Annotated in this window: 24 protein-coding genes; 14 read left to right on the top strand and 10 right to left on the bottom strand. The window is 72.9% G+C overall.

From position 1 onward, the window contains the following. Positions 1-127 precede the first annotated feature (127 nt). The gene (locus tag ACI78T_RS13880) at positions 128-1,099 is read left to right on the top strand and encodes a 4-hydroxy-3-methylbut-2-enyl diphosphate reductase (protein WP_456558694.1); all 972 of its coding nucleotides are present in this window, start codon (positions 128-130) and stop codon (positions 1,097-1,099) included. Positions 1,100-1,170: 71 nt separating this feature from the next. Here the strand turns inward: ACI78T_RS13880 and ACI78T_RS13875 are convergent, their stop codons facing one another. From ACI78T_RS13875 to ACI78T_RS13860, 4 genes are all read right to left on the bottom strand, one after another. Further along, positions 1,171-1,761, bottom strand: coding sequence for a DUF6542 domain-containing protein (locus ACI78T_RS13875; RefSeq protein WP_456558693.1), 591 nt, complete (start codon positions 1,759-1,761; stop codon positions 1,171-1,173). A 259-nt stretch (positions 1,762-2,020) separates the two neighbouring features. Continuing rightward, on the bottom strand, positions 2,021-3,109 hold the full coding sequence (locus ACI78T_RS13870; RefSeq protein ID WP_456558692.1) for a DNA recombination protein RmuC: 1,089 nt from the start codon (positions 3,107-3,109) through the stop codon (positions 2,021-2,023). 36 nt (positions 3,110-3,145) lie between these two features. Further along, a complete protein-coding gene (locus tag ACI78T_RS13865; protein WP_456558691.1) occupies positions 3,146-3,679 on the bottom strand; it encodes a methylated-DNA--[protein]-cysteine S-methyltransferase in 534 nt (177 codons plus the stop codon). Beyond that, positions 3,679-5,166: an AlkA N-terminal domain-containing protein gene (locus tag ACI78T_RS13860; protein ID WP_456558690.1), complete on the bottom strand. Its 1,488-nt coding sequence runs from the start codon at positions 5,164-5,166 to the stop codon at positions 3,679-3,681. Before ACI78T_RS13860 ends, ACI78T_RS13865 begins: the two co-directional genes overlap by 1 nt. Before the next feature lie 98 nt (positions 5,167-5,264). On the opposite strand from ACI78T_RS13860, the gene ACI78T_RS13855 reads away from it, so the two are divergent. The 3 genes from ACI78T_RS13855 to ychF all read left to right on the top strand — a co-directional run bounded on the left by ACI78T_RS13855 (position 5,265) and on the right by ychF (position 8,104). Further along, positions 5,265-5,681, top strand: a complete 417-nt coding sequence (locus ACI78T_RS13855; protein WP_456558689.1) for an MmcQ/YjbR family DNA-binding protein — start codon at positions 5,265-5,267, stop codon at positions 5,679-5,681. Positions 5,682-5,780: 99 nt separating this feature from the next. Beyond that, positions 5,781-6,977, top strand: a complete 1,197-nt coding sequence (locus tag ACI78T_RS13850) for a DUF222 domain-containing protein (RefSeq protein WP_456558688.1) — start codon at positions 5,781-5,783, stop codon at positions 6,975-6,977. Positions 6,978-7,030: 53 nt separating this feature from the next. Next, positions 7,031-8,104: a redox-regulated ATPase YchF gene (gene ychF / locus ACI78T_RS13845; RefSeq protein ID WP_456558687.1), complete on the top strand. Its 1,074-nt coding sequence runs from the start codon at positions 7,031-7,033 to the stop codon at positions 8,102-8,104. Between the two features lie 5 nt (positions 8,105-8,109). On the opposite strand, the gene ACI78T_RS13840 is transcribed toward ychF, so the two are convergent. Next, the gene (locus ACI78T_RS13840) at positions 8,110-8,949 is read right to left on the bottom strand and encodes a helix-turn-helix transcriptional regulator (protein WP_456558686.1); all 840 of its coding nucleotides are present in this window, start codon (positions 8,947-8,949) and stop codon (positions 8,110-8,112) included. Between the two features lie 203 nt (positions 8,950-9,152). On the opposite strand from ACI78T_RS13840, the gene ACI78T_RS13835 reads away from it, so the two are divergent. After that, a complete protein-coding gene (locus tag ACI78T_RS13835; RefSeq protein ID WP_456558685.1) occupies positions 9,153-10,136 on the top strand; it encodes an SDR family oxidoreductase in 984 nt (327 codons plus the stop codon). Between the two features lie 5 nt (positions 10,137-10,141). Here the strand turns inward: ACI78T_RS13835 and ACI78T_RS13830 are convergent, their stop codons facing one another. The 4 genes from ACI78T_RS13830 to ACI78T_RS13815 all read right to left on the bottom strand — a co-directional run bounded on the left by ACI78T_RS13830 (position 10,142) and on the right by ACI78T_RS13815 (position 13,443). Continuing rightward, entirely contained in the window at positions 10,142-11,326 is a 1,185-nt protein-coding gene (locus tag ACI78T_RS13830; protein ID WP_456558684.1) for an NAD(P)/FAD-dependent oxidoreductase, read from the bottom strand. 31 nt (positions 11,327-11,357) lie between these two features. Then, the gene (locus tag ACI78T_RS13825; protein WP_456558683.1) at positions 11,358-12,227 is read right to left on the bottom strand and encodes an RNA polymerase sigma-70 factor; all 870 of its coding nucleotides are present in this window, start codon (positions 12,225-12,227) and stop codon (positions 11,358-11,360) included. Next, complete coding sequence (locus ACI78T_RS13820) at positions 12,224-12,817, bottom strand: carboxymuconolactone decarboxylase family protein (RefSeq protein WP_456558682.1); 594 nt, start codon at positions 12,815-12,817, stop codon at positions 12,224-12,226. The genes ACI78T_RS13825 and ACI78T_RS13820 overlap by 4 nt, the downstream gene beginning before the upstream one ends. Positions 12,818-12,888: 71 nt before the next feature. After that, positions 12,889-13,443 (bottom strand): hypothetical protein, encoded by a 555-nt coding sequence (locus tag ACI78T_RS13815; RefSeq protein WP_456558681.1) that lies wholly within the window; start codon positions 13,441-13,443, stop codon positions 12,889-12,891. Between the two features lie 177 nt (positions 13,444-13,620). Between ACI78T_RS13815 and ACI78T_RS13810 the strand changes: the two genes are divergently transcribed. From ACI78T_RS13810 to ACI78T_RS13790, 5 genes are all read left to right on the top strand, one after another. Next, a complete protein-coding gene (locus tag ACI78T_RS13810; protein ID WP_456558680.1) occupies positions 13,621-13,962 on the top strand; it encodes a PspC domain-containing protein in 342 nt (113 codons plus the stop codon). A gap of 90 nt (positions 13,963-14,052) precedes the next feature. After that, positions 14,053-14,682 (top strand): maleylpyruvate isomerase family mycothiol-dependent enzyme, encoded by a 630-nt coding sequence (locus tag ACI78T_RS13805; RefSeq protein WP_456558679.1) that lies wholly within the window; start codon positions 14,053-14,055, stop codon positions 14,680-14,682. 9 nt (positions 14,683-14,691) lie between these two features. Continuing rightward, positions 14,692-15,093, top strand: a complete 402-nt coding sequence (locus ACI78T_RS13800; RefSeq protein WP_456558678.1) for a nuclear transport factor 2 family protein — start codon at positions 14,692-14,694, stop codon at positions 15,091-15,093. 76 nt (positions 15,094-15,169) lie between these two features. Further along, positions 15,170-15,754 (top strand): gamma carbonic anhydrase family protein, encoded by a 585-nt coding sequence (locus ACI78T_RS13795; RefSeq protein ID WP_456558677.1) that lies wholly within the window; start codon positions 15,170-15,172, stop codon positions 15,752-15,754. Further along, positions 15,751-15,966 (top strand): hypothetical protein, encoded by a 216-nt coding sequence (locus ACI78T_RS13790; protein WP_456558676.1) that lies wholly within the window; start codon positions 15,751-15,753, stop codon positions 15,964-15,966. Before ACI78T_RS13795 ends, ACI78T_RS13790 begins: the two co-directional genes overlap by 4 nt. Here the strand turns inward: ACI78T_RS13790 and ACI78T_RS13785 are convergent. Beyond that, complete coding sequence (locus tag ACI78T_RS13785) at positions 15,954-17,171, bottom strand: MFS transporter (RefSeq protein WP_456558675.1); 1,218 nt, start codon at positions 17,169-17,171, stop codon at positions 15,954-15,956. The genes ACI78T_RS13790 and ACI78T_RS13785 overlap by 13 nt on opposite strands. 313 nt (positions 17,172-17,484) lie before the next feature. On the opposite strand from ACI78T_RS13785, the gene ACI78T_RS13780 reads away from it, so the two are divergent. From ACI78T_RS13780 to ACI78T_RS13765, 4 genes are read left to right on the top strand one after another with little or no spacing between them, the layout of a single operon-like run. Then, entirely contained in the window at positions 17,485-18,582 is a 1,098-nt protein-coding gene (locus ACI78T_RS13780; protein ID WP_456558674.1) for a hypothetical protein, read from the top strand. Between the two features lie 2 nt (positions 18,583-18,584). Next, positions 18,585-19,742, top strand: a complete 1,158-nt coding sequence (locus tag ACI78T_RS13775; RefSeq protein WP_456558673.1) for a hypothetical protein — start codon at positions 18,585-18,587, stop codon at positions 19,740-19,742. Next, on the top strand, positions 19,735-21,105 hold the full coding sequence (locus tag ACI78T_RS13770) for a hypothetical protein (RefSeq protein WP_456558672.1): 1,371 nt from the start codon (positions 19,735-19,737) through the stop codon (positions 21,103-21,105). Before ACI78T_RS13775 ends, ACI78T_RS13770 begins: the two co-directional genes overlap by 8 nt. Next, positions 21,102-24,404, top strand: coding sequence for a tetratricopeptide repeat protein (locus ACI78T_RS13765; protein WP_456558671.1), 3,303 nt, complete (start codon positions 21,102-21,104; stop codon positions 24,402-24,404). The genes ACI78T_RS13770 and ACI78T_RS13765 overlap by 4 nt, the downstream gene beginning before the upstream one ends. The last annotated feature ends 21 nt before the right edge of the window (positions 24,405-24,425 follow it).

Below are 24,425 nucleotides of genomic sequence, written 5' to 3'. Positions count from 1 at the left end.
ACACCGAGCCCCACTCGCTGCGGCCCGTCAGGGGGTGTGTCGAGATCCACCCTCTGGCGGGCCCGGCGGGACCGGGGCCCCCGCGCGGGCGCCCCCCCCCCCCCCCCGGCCCACCTACAGTGGTGGTATGGCTGATCAGCGCGGACGGGTCCTGCTGGCCGATCCCCGGGGTTACTGCGCCGGCGTCGACCGGGCGGTCGTCGCCGTCGAGCGGGCGCTGGAGATCCACGGCGCCCCGGTGTACGTCCGCAAGCAGATCGTCCACAACAAGCACGTCGTGGCCACGCTCGAGCGGCGCGGCGCGATCTTCGTGGAGGAGACCGACGAGGTGCCCGAGGGCTCCGTCGTCGTCTTCAGCGCCCACGGCGTCTCGCCGGCGGTGCACGAGGAGGCCGCGGCCCGGCAGCTGCGGACGATCGACGCCACCTGCCCGCTGGTGACCAAGGTGCACCAGGAGGCCAAGCGCTTCGCCCGCGACGACTACGACATCCTGCTGATCGGCCACCGCGGTCACGAGGAGGTCGAGGGCACCTCCGGTGAGGCGCCGTCGCACATCCAGCTCGTCGACGGCGCCGAGGACGTCGCCAACGTCCAGGTGCGCGACCCGGAGAAGGTCGTGTGGCTCTCGCAGACCACGCTGTCGGTCGACGAGACGCTCGCGACCGTCGACCAGCTCCGGACCCGGTTCCCCGGTCTGCAGTCCCCGCCGAGCGACGACATCTGCTACGCCACGCAGAACCGCCAGCAGGCCGTCAAGCAGATGGCCGCCGAGTGCGACCTCGTGCTGGTGGTCGGTTCGACGAACTCGTCCAACTCGGTGCGCCTGGTCGAGGTGGCGCTGGAGGCCGGCGCCCGCGACTCGCACCTGATCGACTTCGCCTCCGAGATCGACCCCGCTTGGCTCGAGGGCGTCCGCACGGTCGGCGTCACCAGTGGTGCCTCGGTGCCGGAGATCCTCGTGAGCGAGGTCCTCGACTGGCTGGCCGAGCGCGGCTACGGCGACGTCGAGACGGTCAAGGCCGCCGAGGAGCGCCTGGTCTTCGCGCTGCCGCACGAGCTGCGGCGTGCGGAGAAGGCTGCGCGCACCGCCGGGGACTGACCTCGCCCGTGAGACCGGAAGAGCCCGTCACCGCGCTGCGGTGACGGGCTCTTCGGCGTCCGGGGTGGCGCTCAGCGGCGGGAGACCAGCCGGATCAGCGCGAGCACGAGGGCGACGCCTGTCGCGATCCCCATCGTGGGGAAGCCGCGGACCAGCAGCGTCGCGACCGTGGGCAGGTTGAAGCTCGCCGACGGCGCCAGGGCGATGTTGGCGCCGGCCACGGCGAGGAAGACCAGCGGGGGCGCGACGACGACGGAGACGATGTCCCGGCGCCGGACGAGCAGGGCGGCCAGAGCGGTGGACGCGACCATGGCGGCGAGCGTGATGGTGCCGAGCCCGATGCCGATGAAGGAGTCGACTGCGGCGCCGCCGAGGGTCACCAGGAACATGCCGATGACGGCGACCAGGCCGCGGATCCTGCCGTCACGGCCGGTGTCGGCCGGGTTGGCGGTGGCGCGCTCGCGGGCCGGGGCGGCCGCGCGGGGGCGCTCGACCGGCGCGCTGCGGTACCTGTCGTCGTCGCGGTACCGGTCGTCGTCGCGGTACCGGTCCTCGATGCGGTAGCGGTCCTCGACGCGACCGCGCGGGACGTCGCGCCTCGGGCGGGGCGGCTCGGGGCTGCGGCGGGAGGACTGCGGCCGGGGCGACCGGTCGGCGCTCATCGGGCGGCCGGGGCGGCTCTCGGCCGACGACCCGCGACCGGCCCGGGCCCCACTCCGAGGCCATGCGTCGGCTGTCGCCATGGCGCTCCTCCGTCCCCGTGCGGCCGCGGCCGGCCTCCCTGGCCGACGTGTGACTCCACGGTAACGACCGGAACGGCATCTCACCTGCAGGACGGCACCGCGTCGCCCGCCGTCCGTGGTCACTCCCGGGATGGGTGGGACCGGCGGGACGGGTGCGCCGCACGGGTGCTGCGCCGGGTCAGCCGGTGGTGCCGTTCCGGCTCATCGCGCCGTCCTCGTCGTCGTCGTCGTCGAAGGCCGGTTCGGCCGGGCGCAGGGTGCGCACCGTGGCCTCCAGCGGCTCGGGCGTCGGCACCGGGGTCTCGGCGATCCCGAGGTCGTCGAACCGACGGGCGGCGGTGAGGACCGAGCGCTCGTACGAGCCGACGGTCTCGTTGAAGCGGGTCATCGTGGTGCCCAGGGCCGACCCGAGCCGGGTGAGGTGACCCGACAGCGTGCTGAGCCGGGCGTGCAGCCGGCGGCCGACCTCGAGGACCTGGTCGGCGTCACGGGCCAGCCGCTCCTGCCGCCACGAGTAGGCCACGGTGCGGAGGAGCGCGAGCAGGGTGCTCGGCGTGGCGAGCACGACGTCGCGGGAGAACCCGTATTCGAGCAGGCCGGGCTCGGCCTCCAGCGCCGTGGTCAGGAAGCCGTCGGAGGGCACGAACAGGACGGTGAACGGGGCTGCGGGCCGGAAGGCCGTCGGGTAGCGGCGCGCGGAGAGGGCGTCGACGTGCGTGCGCAGCTGCCGGGCGTGCATGGCGACCCGCTGCTGCCGGACCGCCTCGTCGGTGGCCTGCACCGCCTCGATGTAACCGGTGAAGGGCACCTTGGCGTCGACGATCACCTGGCGCCCGTCGGCGAGGGTGACGATCAGGTCGGGCCGGACGCCGGCGCCCTGGTCGTTGGTGCCGGCGGGCTGCTCGACGAAGTCGCAGTGCTCGACCAGGCCGGCGACCTCCACCACGCGACGGAGCTGCACCTCGCCCCAGCGGCCGCGGACGTGGGGGGTGCGCAGCGCCGTGACCAGCGCGGCGGTCTCGTGCTTGAGCTGGGCCGACGCCTGGCCGACCGTGCCCATCTGCTCGCGCAGCTCGCCGTGCGCGGTCGCGCGGGCGCGCTCCATGCCGGCCAGCAACCGGTGCAGGTGGTCCAGCGACTCGTGCACCGGCTCGAGCCCGGCGTCGTCGGGGCGGCGCCGCGCGAGCAGGGTGACCACCCCGAGGGTGACGGCGGTGGCCAGCAGTGCGCCGAGGAGGAGACCGGTGAGCAGGGAAGCGGCGTCCATGCCCCGGAGGGTGCCGGACGGGTCCGACAGAACCGCTCAGGCGACCGGCGCGTGCTCCGCCTCGTGGTCGAGGAGCCACCGCTTGACCGGCGTGCCCCAGCGGAAGCCGCCGAGGCCGCCGTCGGAGCCGAGCACGCGGTGGCAGGGCACGAACAGCGCCGCCGCGTTGCGCGCGCAGGCGTTGGCGGCAGCCCGGACGGCCGCCGGCCGGCCGCAGCGGGCGGCGAACGCGGCATAGGTGTCCGGCCGGCCCGCGGGCACGGTCCGCAGCACCTCCCAGGCCTCCTGGAGGAAGGGGCCCGACCGCTGCCGCAGGACGACGTCGTCGATCGCGGTCACGTCGCCGGCGAAGAACTTCTCCACCTCGTCGAGCACGGGCAAGCGGTCGACGAGCTCGCTTCCTGCGGGGCGCAGGGAGCGGTGGACGACGGGGAGGAGGTCGGCCACGTCGGCGGTCCAGCCGCTGGCGACGACGACGTCCCGGCCGTCGAGGTCGGTGTCGACGACGACGGTGAACGGGCCGGGGGGAGTGGCGACGGTGGCGTGGCGGGCGACGGTGGGCACGGTCATCAGGCGCTCCTCGGGAGGGCTGCTGGCAGCGGGCGGGTGAAGAGGGAGGGCACGGCGAGCGCCCAGAGGTGGAGGACGGCGTACGACCGCCACGGCCGCCAGCGCGTGGCGGCGTCGGCGTCGGAGCTGCCCAGGGCGGCGAGCGACCGGCGCAGCGCGAGGTCGCCGGGCAGCCAGACGTCGGGGTCGGCGAGGCCGCGGAGGCCGACCAGCGCCGCCGTCCAGGGACCGATCCCGGGGACGGCGAGCAGTGCCCGGCCGGCCTCCTCGCGGTCGGCGCCGGGGTCGAGCGCGATGTCGCCCGAGGCGAGCGCGGTGGCGAGCGCGGACACGGTCCGCCGGCGGGCGCCGGTCAGGCCGACCGCGCTCAGATCCGCCTCGGCGAGGGCGGCCGCCCGCGGGAAGGCGTGGGTGAGGGTCCCGACCGGCTCGGCGAGGGGAGCGCCGAAGGGGAGCAGCCGCGCGGTGAGCGTGCGCGCTCCCGCCAACGAGACCTGCTGGCCGAGGACGGCGCGGACCGCCAGCTCGGCCGCGTCGGGCGAGGCGGGCACCCGCCGCCCCGGCGCGGCGGCGACCAGCGGCGCGAGGGCCGGGTCGGCGCCGAGGACGCCGTCCACGGCCGCCGGGTCGGCGTCCAGGTCGAGCATCCGGCGGCACCGGGTCACGGCGGCGCCGAGGTCGCGCAGCTCGGCCAGGCGCAGCCGCGCGATGACGGCCGGGCCCCCGCCGGGCGCGGACGAGAGCTGCACGACGGCCGGGCCGTGGGGCAGGTCGAGGACGCGGGAGAACGTCGTCCCGTCCCACTCCTCCAGGCCCGGCACGGCGTGCGCACCCAGGAAGAGCAGCACCTCGGCGGCCTCGTACGGCGCGCGGGCGGCCAGCCGGAGGGTCAGCCACCCGGGCGCCCCGCCGGTCGTGCCGGAGCTCCTGCGGCGCAGGTCGGTGGGGGTGGTCGCGAAGATCTCGCGCACGGTGTCGTTGAACTGGCGGATGCTGGCGAACCCGGCCGCGAAGGCGACGTCGGCCATCGGCAGGTCCGTCGTCTCGATGAGCACCCGCGCGGTCTGCGCCCGCTGCGCGCGAGCCAGGGCCAACGGGCCGACCCCCAGCTCGCCGACGAGCAGCCGGTGCAGCTGGCGCTCGGAGTAGCCCAGCCGGGCGGACAGCCCGGGCACCCCCGAGCGCTCCACCTCGCCGTCGGCGATCAGCCGCATGGCCCGGGCGACGACATCGGCGCGGACGTCCCACTCCGGGGACCCGGGGACGGCGTCGGGCCGGCAGCGGCGGCAGGCGCGGAACCCGGCGCCCTGGGCCGCGGCCGCGGTGGAGAAGAAGGAGACGTTGCGGGCCAGGGGAGTGCGCGCCGGGCAGGACGGGCGGCAGTAGATCCCGGTCGTGTGCACGGCGGTGAAGAACCAGCCGTCGAACCGTGCGTCGCGGCCGGCCACGGCGCGGTAGCAGCGCTCGGCGTCCAGGGGCGGTGTCACGACGACGAGCATGCCAGCGGCCCACGACGAGGACTGGCGGATTTCGGACGTCGCCGTGGCACCGCTCAGTCGACGCGGTTGCGGTAGTCAATCCCGTCGTGGAGTCCACATTGCTCGCCCGGCTGCGCCCCATCGCCCTCGGGTTGCCGGAGACGTACGAGGAACCGGCCTGGGTGGGCACGCGGTGGCGCGTGCGCGGGAGGACGTTCGCGCACGTGCTGGAGATCGTGGCGGGGCGGCCGCAGTCCCACGCGCGTGCCGCCGGGACGGCCGGGCCCTGCTGGATCCTCACCTTCCGCTCGGCGGGGATGGAGCTGGAGGCGCTGCGCCGGACCGGTGCGCCGTTCTTCGCGCCACCGTGGCGCGGCGACGAGGTCGGCATGGTCCTGGGGGACGGCGTCGACTGGGCCGAGGTGGCCGAGCTCCTCACCGACAGCTACTGCCTGCTGGCCCCGAAGCGGCTGGCCGCCGCGGTGGCGCGGCCTGCGGCTGACGGTGACCTGTCAACTGCTTGACCGGATCTGTGGACGGGCCGCTGAGCTGGGGATTCGTGCTGCACAGCAGGTCCATCGGCGGTAGAGTTCGAACACCTGAGCGAACGAGCGGAGGGTGTCGTGGACGAGCTGGACGCCGCCCTGGACGTGCTCGCCGGCGCCGACCTCCAGGGCCAGGATCTGCTCGACCTCGCCCGTCGCCTGACCGGCGCCCGCAACCGGCTGGACGCCGTGGTCACCGACGTGGTCCGCCGCGCGGAGGCGGTGCAGGCGGCCGAGCAGGACGGGCTGGCATCGATGCGGTCGTGGCTGCGCACGCACACCCGGCTCTCGCCCGCGGAGATCGCCCGGCTGGTCCGGAACGGTCGTGCGCTGGACCAGCTCCCGGCTTTGCGAGAGGCGTTCGCCGCCGGCCGCATCGGCGCTGAGCAGGTGGCGGTGATCGCGCCGGTCGCGGCGGTGGAGGTGCAGGCCGAGGCTGTCGGGCAGGGCGTGGACCTGGCGGAGGTCGACGCGACGCTGACTGAGGTCGCCGCCACACGGCCGTACGCCGAACTGAAGCAGGTCGTCGCCCACTTCATGGCTCGCCTCGACCCGGACGGCGCCGAACCCGATCCCACCGAGGGTCGGTCGCTGACGATCGCGAAGCTGCTCGACGGGCGGCGGGTGCTCCGCGCCGAGCTGGACGCGGTCGGCGGGGAGAAGGTCGAGGCGTGGCTGGAAAGCCTGGTCCAGAGCGACCGCCCGGCGGGTGATCTGCGCACCCGCGCGCAGCAGTTGGGAGACGCCCTGGTGCACGGCGCCGACAAGGCGCTCGCGTCGGGCGACCTACCGATCCTGCGGACGGTGAAGCCGCACGTCGTGGTCACCATCCCGCTCGGCGACCTTGCCGACCCATCGACCGGTCCGGCCGTCGCCACCACCGGCTTCGGCGCCACCATCTCCGCCGCCCGCGCCCGCTGGCTCGCTTGTGACGGGAGCATCAGCCGCATCGTGATCGGGCCGGAAGGCCAGCCGCTGGACGTGGGCCGCACCAAACGGGTCGTCCCGCCCCATCTTCGCCGCGCCGTCGAGCACCGAGACCGGACCTGCGTGTTCACCGGCTGCGACGCCCCGTCCCACTGGTGCGACGTCCACCACCTGGTCCACTGGATCCACGGCGGGGACACCTCGCTGGAGAACTCGGCGCTGCTGTGCGAACGGCACCACACCAAGGTCCACCACGGCTTCCGGGTCGAACGACAACCCGACGGCCGATGGCGCACCTGGCGACCCGACGGCACCGAGATCCGGCTGGCCCAGCCGCTGCTCGTCTGAGTCCCGGCCGGACCGACGGGGACGCCTGCGCGCGCCCCGTAACCTGGACTCCCGTGAGCCTCACCATCGGGATCGTCGGCCTGCCCAACGTCGGCAAGTCGACCCTCTTCAACGCCCTGACCAAGAACGACGTGCTCGCGGCGAACTACCCCTTCGCGACGATCGAGCCCAACGTCGGCGTGGTGGGCGTGCCCGACCCGCGGTTGGACAAGCTCGCGGAGCTCTTCGCCTCTCAGAAGACCATCCCGGCGACCGTCTCGTTCGTGGACATCGCCGGCATCGTCCGGGGCGCCAGCGAGGGCGCCGGGCTGGGCAACAAGTTCCTCGCCAACATCCGCGAAAGCGACGCGATCTGCCAGGTCATCCGGGTGTTCACCGACCCCGACGTCGTGCACGTCGAGGGCAAGGTCAGCCCTGCCGACGACATCGAGACGATCAACACCGAGCTGGTGCTCGCCGACATGCAGACGCTGGAGAAGGCGCTGCCGCGGCTGGAGAAGGAGGCGAAGAAGGACAAGGAGCGCGCCGCGCTGCTGTCCGCCGCCCAGGACGCGCAGAAGGTCCTCGACGAGGGCCGCACGCTGTTCTCCGCCGGCGTCGACCCGGAGCCGCTGCGCGAGCTGACCCTGCTGACGACCAAGCCGTTTCTCTACGTCTTCAACGTCGACGCCGACGAGCTCGCGAACTCCGCGATGCTCGACGAGCTGCGTGCCCTGGTCGCCCCGGCCGAGGCGATCTTCCTCGACGCGCAGACGGAGTCGGAGCTCATCGAGCTGCCCGCCGAGGAGGCAGCCGAGCTGCTCGAGTCGATCGGCCAGAGCGAGCCGGGTCTGGACCAGCTGGCGAAGGTCGGGTTCCGCACCCTCGGGCTGCAGACCTACCTGACCGCAGGGCCGAAGGAGGCGCGCGCCTGGACGATCCCGGTCGGCGCCACCGCCCCGCAGGCCGCCGGCGTGATCCACACCGACTTCCAGCGCGGCTTCATCAAGGCCGAGATCGTCTCCTTCGACCAGCTGGTCGAGGCCGGCTCCATGGCCGAGGCCAAGTCCAAGGGCTGGGTTCGCATGGAGGGCAAGGACTACGTCATGCAGGACGGCGACGTCGTGGAGTTCCGCTTCAACGTCTGACCGGCTCAGCGCAGCGCCTGGGCCCCGATGACCGACAGCAGCTCCAGCTTGTCGTAGCTCTCGCTGCCGGGGACGGCGGTGTAGACGAGCAGGTTCTGCGACTGCTCCGTGGCGTGCAGCACCTGGCAGTTCAGCTCCAGCTCGCCCACCTCCGGGTGCACGAACCGTTTCGTGTCGTTCGGCCGGAGACCCACCTCGTGGTCGTCCCACAGCCGCCGGAACTCCTCGCTGGAGTCGAGCAGCAGGTCGGCCAGGTGCGCCGCGCGGGACGCCGGCCCGCGCAGCGTGACGATCCCGCGCAGGCCCGAGGCGAACATCCGGGAGAGGAACTCGTGCTCGGACGGCGCGTAGATCCGCCGGGCGTCCGGGTCGGTGAACCACCGGAATCCGAGGCTGCGCGCGGGACCGGTGTACCGCGTGGTGTCACCCGTCAGCGCGACGCCCATCGGGCTCTGCCGCAGCGTCTCCCCGAGTTCGGTGACGATCTCGGCCGGGGTGTCGGCCAGGCGGTCGAGCACCCGCAGCAGACCGGGGCTGATGTGGTCGGTGACCGGGCCGCGGACCGGCGCCCGGTGGCCTGCCAACCGGAACAGGTGGTCCCGCTCGTCGAGGGAGAGGTGCAGCCCCTGGGCGATCGAGGCGATCATCTGCTCGGACGGCTGCGGACCGCGCTGCCGCTCCAGCCGCGCGTAGTAGTCGGTCGACATGTGGCACAGCGCGGCCACCTCCTCGCGGCGCAGCCCGCTGGTCCGCCTGCGCTGCCCGCGAGGCAGCCCGACGTCCTCCGGCTGCAGCGACTCCCGCCGGCGCCGCAGGAACTCGGCCAGCCCCGCCCGGTCGATCATCGAACCTCCTCCGCTTGCCGTGACCACCCGTGTCTACCGCCGGGAGACGGGTCGAGCCACGGCCTGCCGATCCGCCCCTCGGGCGCAGGGGCGGATCGGCGATCCCCGGATGAGGGCGTCCTGGCAGCCGTCGAGCCGGCGCGTGAGTGTCGTGGCACGCCGCATCCGCGGCGATCGCGTCCCACTCATCCAGGAGCACCGCCATGCCTCGCACTCCCGACATCACCGTCCCCGACCTCACCGGCCGGCGCGCCCTCGTCACCGGCGCCAGCGACGGCGTCGGCCTCGGCCTCGCCACCAGGCTCGCGGCCGCCGGCGCCGAGCTCGTCCTGCCCGTCCGCAACCGGCGCAAGGGGGAGGCGGCGCTGGTCGCCGTCCGCCGCCAGGTGCCCGACGCCGACGTCGTCCTGTGCGACCTCGACCTGAGCTCGCTCGAGTCGGTCGCGGCCCTCACCGCGACGCTGCGCGACGACGGGCGGCCGATCCACGTCCTCGTCGGCAACGCCGGTGTCATGACCCCGCCCGACCGGCAGACGACGGTCGACGGGTCCGAGCTCCAGTTCGGCACCAACCACCTCGGGCACGTCGCGCTGGTGGCCGGCCTCCTGCCCCTCCTGCGGGCAGGGCGCGCGCGGGTGACCTCGCAGATCAGCGTCGCGGCGAGCCGGGGCGCCATCAACTGGGACGACCTGGCCTGGCAGCGCTCCTACGACGGCATGCGCGCCTACCGCCAGTCGAAGATCGCCTTCGGGCTCTTCGGCCTCGAGCTCGACCGGCGCAGCAGGGCCGAGGGCTGGGGGATCACCAGCAACCTCTCGCACCCGGGCGTGGTCCCGACCAACCTGCTCGCCGCACGTCCTGAGGTCGGGCGCGGCAGGGACGTCGGCTCGCTGCGTCTCATCCGCGCCCTGTCGCGGATCGGTCTGACCGGGACCGTCGCCACCGCGCTGCTCCCCGCCCTCCACGCCGCTACGTCCCCGCAGGCGCGCGGCGGGCGGATGTACGGGCCGAGCGGGCTCGCGCACCTCAGCGGCGCCCCCGCCGAGCAGGACATCTACCGGCCGCTCCGCAGCCGCGAGGACGCCGCCCGGATCTGGCGCGTCTCCGAGGAGCTGATCGGGATCTCCTTCCCGACGGCCGCTGCGGACCGGTCGTCCGCGACCGGGGACGCCGTCGCCCAGGCGTAGGCGGCTCAGACCCGGCCGCGCAGGATGCGGCGCCAGTAGACCTGCGGCAGGCCGTAGCGGTCGAAGAACCACTGCCAGCGCCGGGGCACGAACGGGTCCAGGAACGGCACCGACGGGCTCGGCCGGCCCTCGCGGTCGACCTCGTCGAGCATCAGCTTCCGCCGGCCCACGGTGATCGGCATGACCGTGTAGCCGTCGTACCGGTGCAGCCGCCCGCCCGTCCGGGCGGCCCGCAGGTTCCGCGCCAGGACGTCGACCTGCTTGCGCAGCGCGCCACCGGACGGCCGGGTGGCCACGTCCGCGGCGTCGCCGATCGCCCAGATCGACGGGTGCCGGCGGGAGCGCAGCGTCTCCGGGTCGACGTCCACGAGGCCGGGGGAGGAGTCCACCGCGAGCCCGGCGTCGGCGATCCACGCGGGCGCCCGGTAGTGCGGGACCGCGTGGGCGAAGGTGATGTCCTCCAGCACGTGCCGCCCCGTGGGGGAGGTGACGGTCATGGCATGGGTGTCCCAGTCCACCCGCTCGATGCGCGCCTCGCGGAGCACCTCCACGCCGTACCCCGCGAAGGTCTCCTCCAGGTACCGGTCCGCCTCGGGGATCCCCGTCACGGTCGCCGCCGGCAGCACGAGCCGCACGTCCAGGTCGGCCAGCACCCCGGTCCGGCGCCAGTGGTCGCAGGCCATGAGCAGCGGCTTGAGCGCCGTCGGGCCGCAGGACGCGGGCTCGGGCGGCACGGTGAACACGACAGTCCCGCTCCGGAGCGGCGCCAGGCGCTGCCACACCACCGGGGTGCTCCCCGGGACGTAGGACGAGGCCACCCATCCGTCGGCGTACGCCTGCTGCAAACCGGGCGTGGCCTCCCAGTCCTCGACCAGCCCCGGGCACAGGACCAGCGTCGAGAAGCCCAGCGTCCGGCCACCGCGCGTGCGGACGGACATCGCCTCCGCATCGACGGCCACCACGCTGTCGCGGACCCAGGTGCACCCGTCCGGCACGACGTCGGCCATGGGCCGCTCCAGGTCGGCCATCGACGCCTCGCCGCCGGCGACGTAGTTCAGCAACGGCTTGTACCGGTGCACCGGTTGCGGAGCCACCACGGTGACGTCCCGGACGCCGTCGCGCAGCAACCGCGCGGCCGACGAGATCCCGGCGTTGCCGCCGCCGACGATCAGCACCTCGGCACGTCCCACGTCCGCTCCCCGGAAAGGGCCACGGACTCCGTCAACGCCGCAGCTCGGCCACCTGGTCCAGCCTGCCCAGCTTGTGCGGGTTCCGCATGGCGTACATCCGGGTGATCCGCCCGGCCTCGACGACGAACGTGACCGCGGTGTCGAACTCGCCCCCGGGGTCGATGCGCGCGGCGACCGCTCCGTTGACCAGGGGCGTGGTGATCTCCACCTCCGGCACCAGGCCCCGGAACCGGGAGAGCGCGTTGGCGACCCGCGCCGCTCCGGAGATCGGCCGCAGCGCAGCAGGCGCCAGCCCGCCGCCGTCCGCGACCACGACGACGTCGGGCGCCAGCACGTCGAGCAGCCCCTGCACGTCGCCCGCGGTGAGCGCGGCCAGGAACCGGTCCACGACCTGCTGCTGCTCGGACCGGCTCACCACCATCCGCGGACGCCGCGCCGCGACGTGGCCGCGCGCCCGGTGCGCGATCTGCCGCACCGCCGCGCCGGACTTGCCCACGGCCTCGGCGATCTCGTCGTACGGCACCTCGAACACCTCGTGCAGCACGAGCACCGCGCGCTCGATGGGGGCCAGCGTCTCCAGCACGGTCAGCATCGCGATCGAGACGCTCTCGGCCAGCTCGACGTCCTCGGCGACGTCGGGACTGGTCAGCAGCGGCTCGGGCAGCCACTCGCCCACGTAGTCCTCCCGGCGCCGCGCCATGGTCCGCAACCGGTTGAGCGCCTGCCGGGTGACGATCCGCACCAGGTAGGCCCGCGGGTCCCGCACCACCGACCGGTCGGCCTCGGCCCACCGCAGCCAGGTCTCCTGCACCACGTCGTCGGCGTCGGCGGCCGAGCCGAGCATCTCGTAGGCCACGGTGAAGAGCAGGCTGCGGTGGGCGAGGAACGGGTCGTCGGTCATGCGGAGGCGACACCGTCCGAGGTCCGGGCCGCGAGCGGCGGCAGCCCGCAGGAGGCCGAGAACTCCTGCGAGCGGATGCCCAGTGCCACGTTGCCGCGGGCGCTGGAGTTCATGAAAGCGACTCTGCCGGTGAGCTCCACGAGCGCGGCCGGACCCAGGTCCTCGAGCAGCGCGGCCGACATCTCGTCGGTCACCGCGGGCGGCGTCTGGCTCATCGCCTCGGCGTACTCCATGACCCGCCGCTCCAGGGGTGTGAAGGCGGTGGAGTGCCGCCACCGCGGCACCTCGCGTGCCTTGGCCTCGTCGAGCCCGCGGTCGTGGGTCATGAAGTAGTGGAGGTCGAGGCAGAAGCTGCAGCCGATGGCGCCGGCGGCGGCCATCGCCGCGAACGACGCGAGGTTCGGGTCCAGCCGGTTCCACGAGTCGACCTTGCGCCCGAACGACATGGAGTCCTTCAGGACGGCGGGGTAGTGCCACATCACCGCGGCGCCCTCCGGCACCTGGCCGAGCATCTTCTTGCTGAGCGCCGTGAGCAGGGCCCCGTAGACGCCCGTGATCCGGGTCGGGGGCACCCGGGTGCTGTTCGCCATGTCTCCTCCAGGTCGGTCGGTGGTGTCGACATGGAGACACCGGCCGGCGCCCGGGTGTGACACCCGCCCGCTCAGACCTCGTCGAGGAAGCGGGCGACGATCCCCGCCCACCGCTCGCGCGCCGCCTCGTTCAGCTCCAGCGTCGCCAGACCCATGTGCTGCACGACGAGCGACGCCGTCCCGTTCTTCTTCGGTTCGCTGATCACGACGACGGACGAGCCGTCCGCTGCCTTGGCCCGCCAGGTGATCCGGCGCTCGGTTCCGCTGACCCGCGGCTCACCCCCGACGATCGCGAGCACCCCCTCGTCCCCGGCGGCGAAGGACTCCCACCGGTCCATCAGCTCGCGCATGCCGAGCGACGTCGACCGGCTGACGCTCGTCTGGAACGTCCCGTCGGGCCGCTGCCCGGGGATCCGCCGGCCGATGTGCTGCTCGTAGGCCACGGTGACCGCCTGGGTCCACCAACCGCGCTGGTCGAGCGTCTCGTCGATCTCCTCGTAGACCTGCAGGGCGATCGCCTTGTGGTCGAGGTCCTGGGCCCCGATGCGGTCCATGAACGCCAGCCACTCGTCCCACGTCCGCTTCGTGGCCCGCTCGACCGGCTTGATCCGCGCGTTCTCCGCCACGGTTCAGCCCGCCATCGCGGTGGTCTCGTACGCGGCGCCCGTGACGTCGGCCTGTGGCATGGGGAGATGAGAGCACGTGCCCCTGACGGAGGGCCACCACCCTGACCTGCGGAACCAGGGTCGGATCCGGGGGTCACCTGATGTCCGGGAGGTGCCCGTCCCGGCAGGCTCGTGGCCATGACGAACGCAGTCCCGCCCACCCCGCCCATCGACCAGCCCGCGCCGGAGCAGCCCCGCCCGGCCCGGCCCCAGCTCCGCCGCAGCGGCACCGACCGGATGGTCGGCGGCGTCGCCGGCGGCCTCGCCGAGTACAGCGGCATCGACCCCGTCCTCTGGCGCGTCGGCTTCGTCGGCCTCACCGTCGCGGGCGGAGCCGGCGTCCTGATCTACCTGCTGCTGTGGGTGCTCATGCCCTCCGGCCCGATGCGCCCGGGGGAGGAGCCCAGCCCGCTCGAGCAGCTCGTGGCCCGGATCCACGCCCGGCTGTCGGGGGCGAACGCGACCACCCCGGGCGCCTGACGGCCGGCAGCGATGAGTGGCCGGTGGGACCGGAGTCCTCCTCCCGAGAGCCCGTGCTCAGCGCCCGTCGGGGCGCCGGAGGAGGACGACATGGCAGACGCCGGGATCGCCGCGGCCGTCGCCGCCGAGCGACGTGCGCAGGTCGAGCTCTACTCCTCGCTGTCGGAGGAGGAGTGGGACAGCCCGAGCCTGTGCGCCGGCTGGCGGGTCCGGGAGGTGCTCGCCCACGTGACGATGCCCTTCCGGTACTCGCTGCGCCGGGTCGGCTGGGAGCTGGTCAAGGCCCGCGGCAGCTTCGACCGCATGGCCGACCGCCGGGCCCGCATCGACGCCCGCCAGCTGTCCAGCGCGCAGCTGTGGGAGTCGCTGCGCGACAACGTCGAGCACCCCTGGACCCCGCCCGGCGGTGGACCGCTCGGCGCGCTGTCCCACGACGTCATCCACGGCCTGGACGTGTCCACGCCCCTGGGCCGTGACGACGTCGTCTCCGCGGAGCGCGTCGGCATGGTGCTCGGCGGGCTCCGGCCGAGGCAGGTCGCGTTCTTCGGCGTCGACCTCGACGGCGTGCAGCTGCGCGCGGACGACCTCGACTGGAGCTACGGCAGCGGCGAACCCGTCGAGGGCCGGGCGCAGGACCTGCTGCTGCTCGTCTGCGGTCGCCGGCTCGCCGACGGGCGGCTGCGCGGCCCGGCATCGGCGCGGTTCACCGCGGTCGCCTAGGAGGACGCCGTGGACGAGCAGGGGGTCCGAGCCGTACTGCAGCACTACCTCGACCACAGCGCCGCGGGGGAGGAGGACGTCGCGCACGAGATCTACCACCGCGACGCGGTCCTGGAGTTCCCGCAGTCGGGCGAGCGGTTCGAGGGTGTCGGCAACTTCGAGGTGTGGCGCGCTGAGTACCCGGCCACGCAGATCGACTTCGACGTCCGCCGGGTCCGCGGCGGCGGCGACGTCTGGGTCGTGGAGCTCCGCATCCGCTACGACGGCGGGCCGGTGAACTTCGGCGTGCAGGTCCTCGAGTTCCGGGGCAGCAAGGTTGCCCGCGAGACGATCTACGTCATGGACGGCTGGGAGGCACCGGAGTGGCGGTCCCGGTGGTGGGCCGCGCCGCCGGACCCTGCAGGCAGCTGACCCCGGCCGCGGCCGAACCCCTCCCCGAACCGGCGCCGGTCCGCGAGACTCCGCGTCGACGACCGGGAGGGCGTGGATGACCGGCAACAGCAACTACGTCGCCGAACTGCAGTTCGGGGCGCCGAAGATCGACGAGGACGCCTTCGTGGCGCCCACCGCGGTGGTGGTCGGCGCCGTCACGCTCGGCTCCCGCGCCAGCATCTGGTACGGCGCCATCGCCCGGGCCGACGAAGAGGTGATCGTCATCGGACCGGACTCCAACATCCAGGACGGCTGCAGCCTGCACTCCGATCCGGGTTCACCGCTGCTCGTCGGTCGCGGGGTCACCGTCGGGCACCGGGTGGTGCTGCACGGGGCCCGGGTCGACGACGACGTCCTCGTCGGCATGGGCAGCGTCGTCATGAACGGCGCGCACATCGGCACGGGTTCCATCGTCGCTGCCGGCGCGGTCGTCACGCCGGGCACCACGGTGCCGCCCGGCTCGGTCGTGGCCGGCGTCCCGGCGAAGGTCGTCCGGCAGGCCACGGACGACGACCTCGCGCACATCCGCGCCAACGCGGAGAGCTACACCGCGCGCCTGCCCGCCGCCCGCAAGGTGCGCCCGGTCGTCCGCCGCCCGCTGCCGCCGGCCGGCACCTTCTTCGGCGACGGCATGCCGTGACCGACCCCCGCCCCGCCGAGGAGGACGTCGACCCGGACGACGCCCAGGCGCTGTCGCGGGCCACGGGCGGCGGCCCGAGCGACGAGCCCGACGCCGGGGCCACCACCGGCACCGGCGAGTCGGAGACGTTCGTCGGCCGGGTGGCCGGTCAGGACGTCGGCTACGCGGGCGAGACCGGCGCCGAGCGACGGGCCGCGGCTCAGGAGGACTGAGCGGCTGCGCGCTTCGCCGGCGGCATCGCGAGGGCGGCGGCCAGGCCGGCACCCAGCACGGCCGCGGTCACGGCGAAGGCCACCTGGTAGGACGCCACGTCGGTCAGCCACCCAGCGACCAGCGGCCCGCCGATCGCCCCGAGGTCCGCCGACATCTGGAAGACCGCGACCACCCGGCCGCCGCGCGCCGGGCTGACGTCGCCCACCAGCGCGGCGGGGGCGCTCGCCAGCAGCGAGGCCGCCAGCCCGAACAGGGCCATGGAGAAGAGGAACGCCCCGATCGCCGGGGGCAGGACGAGGACGGCCATCGACGCGGTGGCCGTCGCCGAGCCGAGCACCAGCGACGGGCGCCGTCCCCAGCCGTCGACGAGGCGGCCCGACCGGAGCAGCCCGAGCGCCTGCGCGAGGGAACCGGCGAGCAGGCCGGCACCCGCCCAGGCCACGGTGCGGCCCAGCTCCTCGGTCACGTACAGCGGCACCAGCGAGTTGCGGACGCCGAACAGCACCCAGCCGACGCCGAAGTTCGCGACCAGCGCCGCGACGTAGGCCCGCGACCGCAGTGCCGAGCGGAGCCGCACCGGCCCGGCGTCCAGGTCGGGGCCGGTCGTCACGGGCTCCTCGCCGGGATCGGTGGCCGAGGGCGCGGTGCGGAGCATGGCGACGGCGACCGCGCCGGCCACCAGGAGGAAGCCGGCGTACAGGAAGAACGGCAGCCGGGGGGAGAGTTCGGCGAGCAGCCCGCCGGCCGCCGGCCCCGCGATGCCGCCGAGGATGAAGCCGCCCTGCCACGTCGCCGCCGCCCGGCCCCGGTGGGTGGGCGGCGCGACCCGCAGCAGCAGGGACAGGGCGGAGACGGTGAACATCGCGCTGCCCACGCCGCCCGCGGCCCGCAGGGCGAGGAAGACGGGGAAGTTGGTGGCCAGCCCGGCCAGGCCGGTGGTGACGGCGACGACCAGCAGCCCCGCGGCCAGCACCACGCGCTCTCCGAACCGCTCGACCAGCGTGCCGCCGCTGAACGCCGACACGAAGCGGAAGAACGCGAAGGCGCTCACGGCCAGCCCGACGGCCGTCGTCCCCACCCCGAACGCGCGGGCGAACAGCGGGATGGCAGGGGCCACGATGCCGAACCCGAGGGCCACCACGAACGCGATGACGGCGAGCACGCCGACCTCGCGCGGCAGCTCACCCCGGCCGAGAACTCGCACGGGGAGCGATCCTCGCACCCGCGACCTGCGCGGTCGTCCAGAAACTGCGGCGAGCATGCGAAACGGGGAGATGCCAACGCCACCCAATCCGAAGCCAGTTCGGCGAAAGCGATGCGCACGACGCCGGTTCCTCGATGGTTCCGGTGATCCGGACCGCCGTCGAGCCGGCCGGCAGGCCACAAGGCGAACCGGCCGCCGTTCATGCCCGCCCGGGTCATGAGACGGATCGGTCTCGCGCGCCGCAAGTCGTTGTCACCGGAGCAGGCCGGCGCGACCATGGCAACGGCTCGGTCAGCCGGTAGGGGGAAAGTCGATGACCGGTCTCGTGAACGACGCGACGCTCGTGGCCGAATCCGCTCGGGCGTTCTCGGCGGCCCTCGACCGGACACCGGCCGAGCAGGCTGTCGCGCTACAGGAACTGGAGCAGGCTGCACGGACCTGGGCTGCGCGCGCCGAGGCAATCCAGGGCTTCGCCGGGGCACGGACCCCCGAAGAGGTGGAGTTGCCGCCCGAGGCCCGTCTGGGAGCCGTGGTCACAGATCTGAACGTGGCAGAAGTGCTGCTCGCGGCGGGCATCGCCGCCCATGAGGTGAACACGGAGTTCGAGGGCCGGGACATGCTCAGGACGTCCGTCGAGCACCTGCAGGACGACCTGGCAGCGGAACGCATCAGGGGCGGAGCCGTGCCCGGTTTCACCGATGCCCTCCCGCCGGCGGCGCCGCGTGAGCATTCCCGCGCCGCGCTCGCGGAGACGTTCCAGAAAACCGTCGACACGGTGGTGGACGGCACGCTCACCGTGCTCGAGGAGGCTTGGCAGCGACTGCGGGCATTGCCTGCCGGGCTGGTGTCGAAGACGGTGACCGCGGTCGATGCCGTGCTCGACGTGGCGCCCCAGGTGGGCCGGTTCCTGCGGTTGGGGCTCCAGGCCGTCAAGCGGGCTCTGCTGTCGCTGTTCGAGCTCCTTCCCGAGACGGTGAAGGAGGCGGTGCGCGAGCGCGCGCGCACGCTGTGGGAGGCCAGCGGTGACGGCCTCCAACGCACGGTCGTCAGCCGCTTGGTGGGCGCGCCGGAGGTGGTCGAGGCCGTGCGGGTCGCGAACGTGTCCGGATCGCCCCCGCAGGACCTGGACGGCGCCATCGACGAACTGCGTGCCTTGAGCGCCCGCTTCTCGGGGCTGGTGCACACCTTCTCGAGGGTGCTCCGCGCTCTCGCCGCCGCGCTGGCGGTCGCCACCTTGGTGGCCGCGGTCGTCGCGGCGGTGGCGGCGTGGCTCCCACTCGCCGCCGCGAGCGGATACCTCCTCGCCGCGGGGTCGATCATCGTGATCGCCCGCGATTACCTCGACACGAGCGGACGGTTCGCTCGCATCGCAGGCGTGAAGGAGACCCTCACCCGTCTGGGCCCGGTCTGAACGTGGCCGGGACTCAGCCGGTACTCCTGCGGGAGCGGGCGAAGCTGGAGCGCCAGCGACTGCACGAGTTCCGGTCGTTGCTGGACGAGCCCGAGGTGCTCGCGCGCCTGGGCCCGGGCGTGACAGCCACCCTCCGGCAGCTGCTCCAGCAGCAGCAAGCCGCTCTCGGAGATCCCGCATCCACGCAGATGCCCAGCTGGGACGGTTTCCGCGAGCGCCGACGCACGGTGGACCGAGTTCTCGCTGAGTGCCTCGCAGTGGTCGCAGGCGCGTTCACCCGGCCGATCCCGCGAATCTCGAGTTCTTGCGAAGAGGCGCAGGGCTTGGCTCAGGAACTCCACGGCCTCACCCGGGTCGCCGCAGATCACAGCATCATCCCGGCGGAGACCGAGTGCGCCAGCCTGGTATCCACCGTCGTCCGGCGGCGCTTTCCGGACCACGGCATCTGGGACCTTCCGGTCGTCGCCCACGAATACGGCCACCTCGTCGCGCGCGATCTCCTCGACGTGGATCCCGTGTCCGGTGATACCAGCCGGCCGTTGGCGGACTTCCTCGCCGGCCGCCGGCGCCAGGCAGCGGAGCTGGCGGCCGACGTGTTCGCGGTCTACGTGCTCGGCCCGGCCTACCCCCTCACCCTCGTCCTTCACCGGATGGACCCCACCGCCGGGGCAGTGTCGGCAGCCGACGCCACGCACCCGGGGGACGCCAGCCGGGTCGCCGCCGTGCTGCATCTCCTGGGACGCCTCTCTGCCTGCGACATCGAAGAGCGGCGACGTCAGTACGACTTCCTCGTCACGACCCTCACGGCGTGGTGGTCGGACGCCCAGAGCGCCGCCCCGCCCTCGGCCCGGCTGACCGAGCTCGAGGCCGCGAGCGTCACAGCGGAGGCAGATCGGATCTGGGACCGCATCGCTTCTTCCAGATTGGCCGGCACCCGTTACGCCACCTTTCCCGAGGCGCGCGCGCTGGCCGACGTCCTGGGGGAAGCACGTACACCCGGAAGGGACGAGGTGTCCTGCCGCGACGCCCTCAATGCTGCGTGGCTCGCCCGGTTCCGTGCGTGGCGAGTCGGCGAGCAACCGCCGGACAACCTCGCCGAGTGGACAAGTCTTCAGCTGCGGCGGGCCGCGGCCGGCCAACGGGAGCAACGACATGACTGAGCCGGGCATCGACAGAGTCCTGCGCACGAGGTTGGAGTCCATCGACCTGGTCCTCAAAGGGCTACAGGAGCTCAGCTTGGACGTATCGGCGGCGCGCAAGGGGCTCGACGATCTCAACGACCAGATCGACGGGATGGGCGGGCTCGTCACAGCCGTCACGAGCCTTGCCACGCAGATCCGGTCCGGGCTCGAGGAGATGACCGAGCGGATGCAGGTTTTCGAGACGACGCGCAACCCTGCGTACCTGATCAGTTCCGAGGACCTGCTCGCGCAGCTGGGTAACGCTGAAAAGCTCAAGGCCAAGCTCGCCGAGCTCCGCGGAAGCCTTTCCGTCGACGCGTCCAACGCGGTACGTCAGCTGCGGCGGTGGAGTCCACTGTCCAGCAACAAGACCGACAACCACATCGACATCGATCGTGGTCTGCGGCTGACGGCGCAGAAGCTCGCCAGGACGGTTGGTGACACGCAGGGCAAACCGGAGCCATGGGTGTACTACATGGCGCAGGTGCAGGACTCGTGCGACGACCTCTTCGCCCAGTACGTGGACCTCGTCGGCGGGATCGCACTGCGTGACCAGGGGCTCGACCGCCGTGTCAGCCGGCCAGCCGACGCGCTGGTCACCCTTCTCCTCCAGTCCTTCACCCGCCGTCTGGCGCTCGCCGTGCCCTCGCGTCACTCACCGCAGGCACTCATCCAGGCTGAGCACGTCCGGATCCCCTTGCCTCCCGGATGGACGCTCTGGAGCCTCCCGCTGGTCGCCGGGGGGGTCGGGGAGCTGCTGCGGGAGGACGAGAGAGTGCGGGAGGGGTTGAAGCAGATGACCTTCCCCGACCTTCTCCCCGATGTGTTCGGCACCTTCGTGCTGGGTCCGGCGTACGCGTTCGCTGCGGTTCTGTTCGAACTGGACCCCCGACTCGCTTCGGACCGACGGCGGGCGCACGCCATCCTCCGCGTGCTTCGCCACCTAGACGAGCAAGATGACAACCGGCGGTTCTCGGAGCTCGCCGGCGAGATCGAGAAGGAGTGGGCCAAGGCCGAGCAGGTGTGGGAGGAGTCGCGAGCGAGCGGAAACGGATCCTCGGTGGTTCTCCCGGACGAAGCCGGCATCCGCCAGGTGTTCGCTGAGGTGGCCGCGCACTGCGAGAACGCTGCTTACCTGGCTCAGGATCACTGGGACGACGTGGAGGCGCTGAGTTCGGCCTTGCGCACCGCGGACGTCGCGCTGGGCCCCCAGCCGGACCTGCGTGACGTCTTGAACGCCATGTGGCTGGCGCGGTGGCGGCATCCGGAATCGCTGACCCGCATCGATCAGCGGGCCACCTCCGCAGTAGACGTGGTCGCCCGGATGGAGGCCCAGTCATGAGCGAGCTGAGCAGCAGACTGACGGAAAGAGTCCTAGGCGGCTTCCTGTCGCCGGATCGCGAACCGCCTGAGATGGGGCTCCTGCGGTCCCAGGGGGCCGTCGAGCAGGCCCGGTCGGAGATTCGCTACGGCAACCTCAGTCGTGGCGCCGACATCTTGGAGGACGTCGCCCGACATGTCGACGACCTCGCCTTCAGGAGAGTGCTGGGCATCGCCTACAGCGTCTGGGGTCAGGGACTGGAGACTTGGGGGAACGCGGAGGAGGCGACCACCTACTTCCACCGGGCAATCGATACGTTCGTCGAAGCGAGCGGTCCCGACCTGGGGCTCGATGCCCTGGTCGAGTCCATGGGCCCGCGCGCCCTCGGCGACGTCGGCATGGCCCTGGCTGGTATCGGCGACCACGAGCGGGCCGAACGTGCGCTGCGCGACAGCCGGCGATACGGTCCGACCACACCGGAGGCGACGCGGCGGCTTGCGGGCTACGCCGCGGCACACGGCGAGCTGGACGTGGCCGCCGACCTGTTGCGCGAGGTCCTGCCCGTCCTGCCGACCGACGCGCAAGCCTGGTACACCGCCGCCCGGATACGCGAGCGGCTCGGTGAGCCCGGTGTGGTGGCTGCTTATCGGCAGGCGGCCGTGCTGTGGCTTCAGCGCAGCGCGTTCGACCAGGCGCTGCCGGCGATGAGGCGCCTGCTGGAACTGCAGGCCGAGGTACCCGAGAACCTGATCGCGCTCGTCGAGGCGCTGCGGAGCTCGGGACGGGTCGTCGAGGCGGAGGAGCTCGCGGACCGCGCAGTCGCCGCATTCCCCCAGTCCCTGCAGGCATGGCTGGCCCGAGCCCTGGTTCGGCGTCAGCTGGGCCGCCTCGCCGAGGCGCTAGCCGATACGGACGCAGCACTGGCGATCGACGAGTTCGAACCCACGGCTCTCCTGGTCCGTGCCTACGTCGAGGCTGACAGGGAAGCCCTCGAGCAGTCGCTGCAGTACGCCGCGCGGGTGCTGGAAGTTGAGCCGGACAATCGGCTGGCGGAGGCGCACAAGGGCCTGGTCCTCATGCGGATGGGGCGCTACGCCGAGGCCCGCGAGCCGCTGTTGTCGGCGCACCTCGCCCTCCGGGACGACATCGAGCTGACCAAGTCCTACGCCCTCCTGGCCTGGCATCTCGACGAGCGGGCGGTGGTCATCGAGACCCTGGCTCCGGTGTGGCGGCACCCGGCCCTCGGTTCCCTCGACATCGCGCATCTCGTCGACGCGCTGTTCCAGCAGGACCAGGCGGAGGACGCCCTCCGGGTCGCGAGGGTGCGGTCCGAGCAAGACCCGGACAACCCGGACCTGCGCCGGATTCTTGGCTCCGCCATCGCGAGACACGCCTATGGGCAGGACCCGTGGGGTCACGAGTTCACCGCGGCGGTGGACGAGGCGGCTTATCTGGCGCCCGACGATCCCGACGTCCTGGTGGTCCGGGGTGTACGTGCACGTTCCCGGGAAGACGAGGTCGAGGCCGAGACGCTCTTCCGCGTGGCTCTGGAGCGAGCACCCGACCATGTCGAGGCGCTGAAACAGCTCGTCGAGCTCCTCTTGGACCGACGGCGGCTCGCCGAGGCCGAGGCGTTCGCGCGGACCGGTCTGCTCCTCACCGACGACCCGTACTTCCGGCTGCAAACCGCGATCACGCTGCGCGAGCAGAAGCGGGAGCGGGAGGTGGTGCGGCTCCTCGCGGACCCGCCACCTGACGTCGGCCCCTACGGCACGACGTGGCTGCAGGTACGCGCCGAGGCGCAGGAGGCGCTAGCTCACTGGGCGGCCGCGCAGAAAGACCGCGCCGAGGTCGCGGCCGCACGAGACGATCCGGAGTCCTGGTTCGCACTGTCCGAGGTGGCTCGGCTCGCGGGCGACTGGGAGACGGCGGTCGAGGCTAGCGAACGGGTCCTGGCCGTGCGGCCCGATGATGTCAGGGCGCTGGGCTCCCTGGGGGCCGCTCTGGCGATGGCCGGCCGACGGGAGGAGGCCCGTGCCGCCTTCGACGAGGCCATCGCCAATGACCCGGCGTACGAGTTCGGTGTCATGGAGAAGGCGCGGTTGGCCGACAACCTCGAGGAGGCACTTGGCCTACTCGCGCGGCTCGAGCCGGTGACCCGTGACTTTACTGGTCTCCGGGTGCATCGTGGCTGGCTCCTGCTCGAGCACGAAAGGCTCGTCGATGCGCTCGCCGAGTTCGAGACCGTACTCGGCGACGAGCCCGACAGCGTGGACGCCCTCAGCGGCGCAGCCATCTGCCACACCCACCTGGGGCAGCCCGACCAGGCGGTCACACTGGCTCGGCGGGCGGTCGAGTTGGCGCCGGACGACTCGGTGGCGCTGCGTTCTCTCGCGGCCGCCAAGAAGGACACGGGGTCACCCCGCGAAGCGGTTCTCCTGCTGCGGCACGCGATGGAGATCAGGCCTGACGACGCGTCGCTCGTCGGTGTCCTCGCCGAGTCGCTCAAGCTCCTGGACCAAGTGGATGAGTCCATCGAACTCGTGTCCGCCATCGCACAGCGACGCCCTGGTGACGGCGAGGCGTGGGCCGTACTGGGGCAGCACCTCACGTCGCTCGGCAACTTCGACGAGGCGATCGTTCCGCTTCGGAGGTCGCTGGAGCTGAACCCCAACAACGCCTGGACGCACAACAACCTCGGCTGGTCGTTGATGCATGCTGTCGTCCCCGACTTCGAGGCTGCGCGGTACGAGTTCGACGAGGCGAGTCGGCTGGCGCCCGGTCGCCTGATCATCACCAAGAACCAGGCAGAGGCTCATCACTTCCTGGGCAGTGATGACGCCAAGTCGCTGTACCGTCGGGCCATCGAGCTGGGGCAGCTGGGTTCAGGGAACAGCCTCTTCACCCGTTGGGTCGTCGGCTGGTGCCTGTTCCGCCTCCGGGAGCTGTCGCCGGCGGGGCGCCATCTGTTCGCTGCGACCGCGCTGCCGATGGACGGCGAGGAGGTCACCCTGGATCTGGGACTCGTGTCCCTCTGCCAGGGGCGGGACGAGCAGGCCCTCCAGCATTACGAGACCGCGATCGCCGGGATCGCCCAGAGAAACGCGTATCGCCGTCGTTCGCCTCTCCGGGTCGCTCAGATCGATCTCGACACCGCGTGCCGTGATTTCCCGGGCCTCGCAGCGCGACGGGCCACCGCAGAGGTTCGCGAGAAGCTGGCCTCTCTCTTGAGCGGGCTTCCGCCGCTGCCCGCTCTCGTACCCCGCACGGCCACCCCGACGGCTCCGCCGCCGCGAAGGCATGACGAGCTGCTGATCTGATTTGTGCCTTCCAGCGGCTCG

Source organism: Blastococcus sp. SYSU D00922, assembly GCF_054050495.1.
This window is presented reverse-complemented; position numbering and strand designations above follow the sequence as displayed.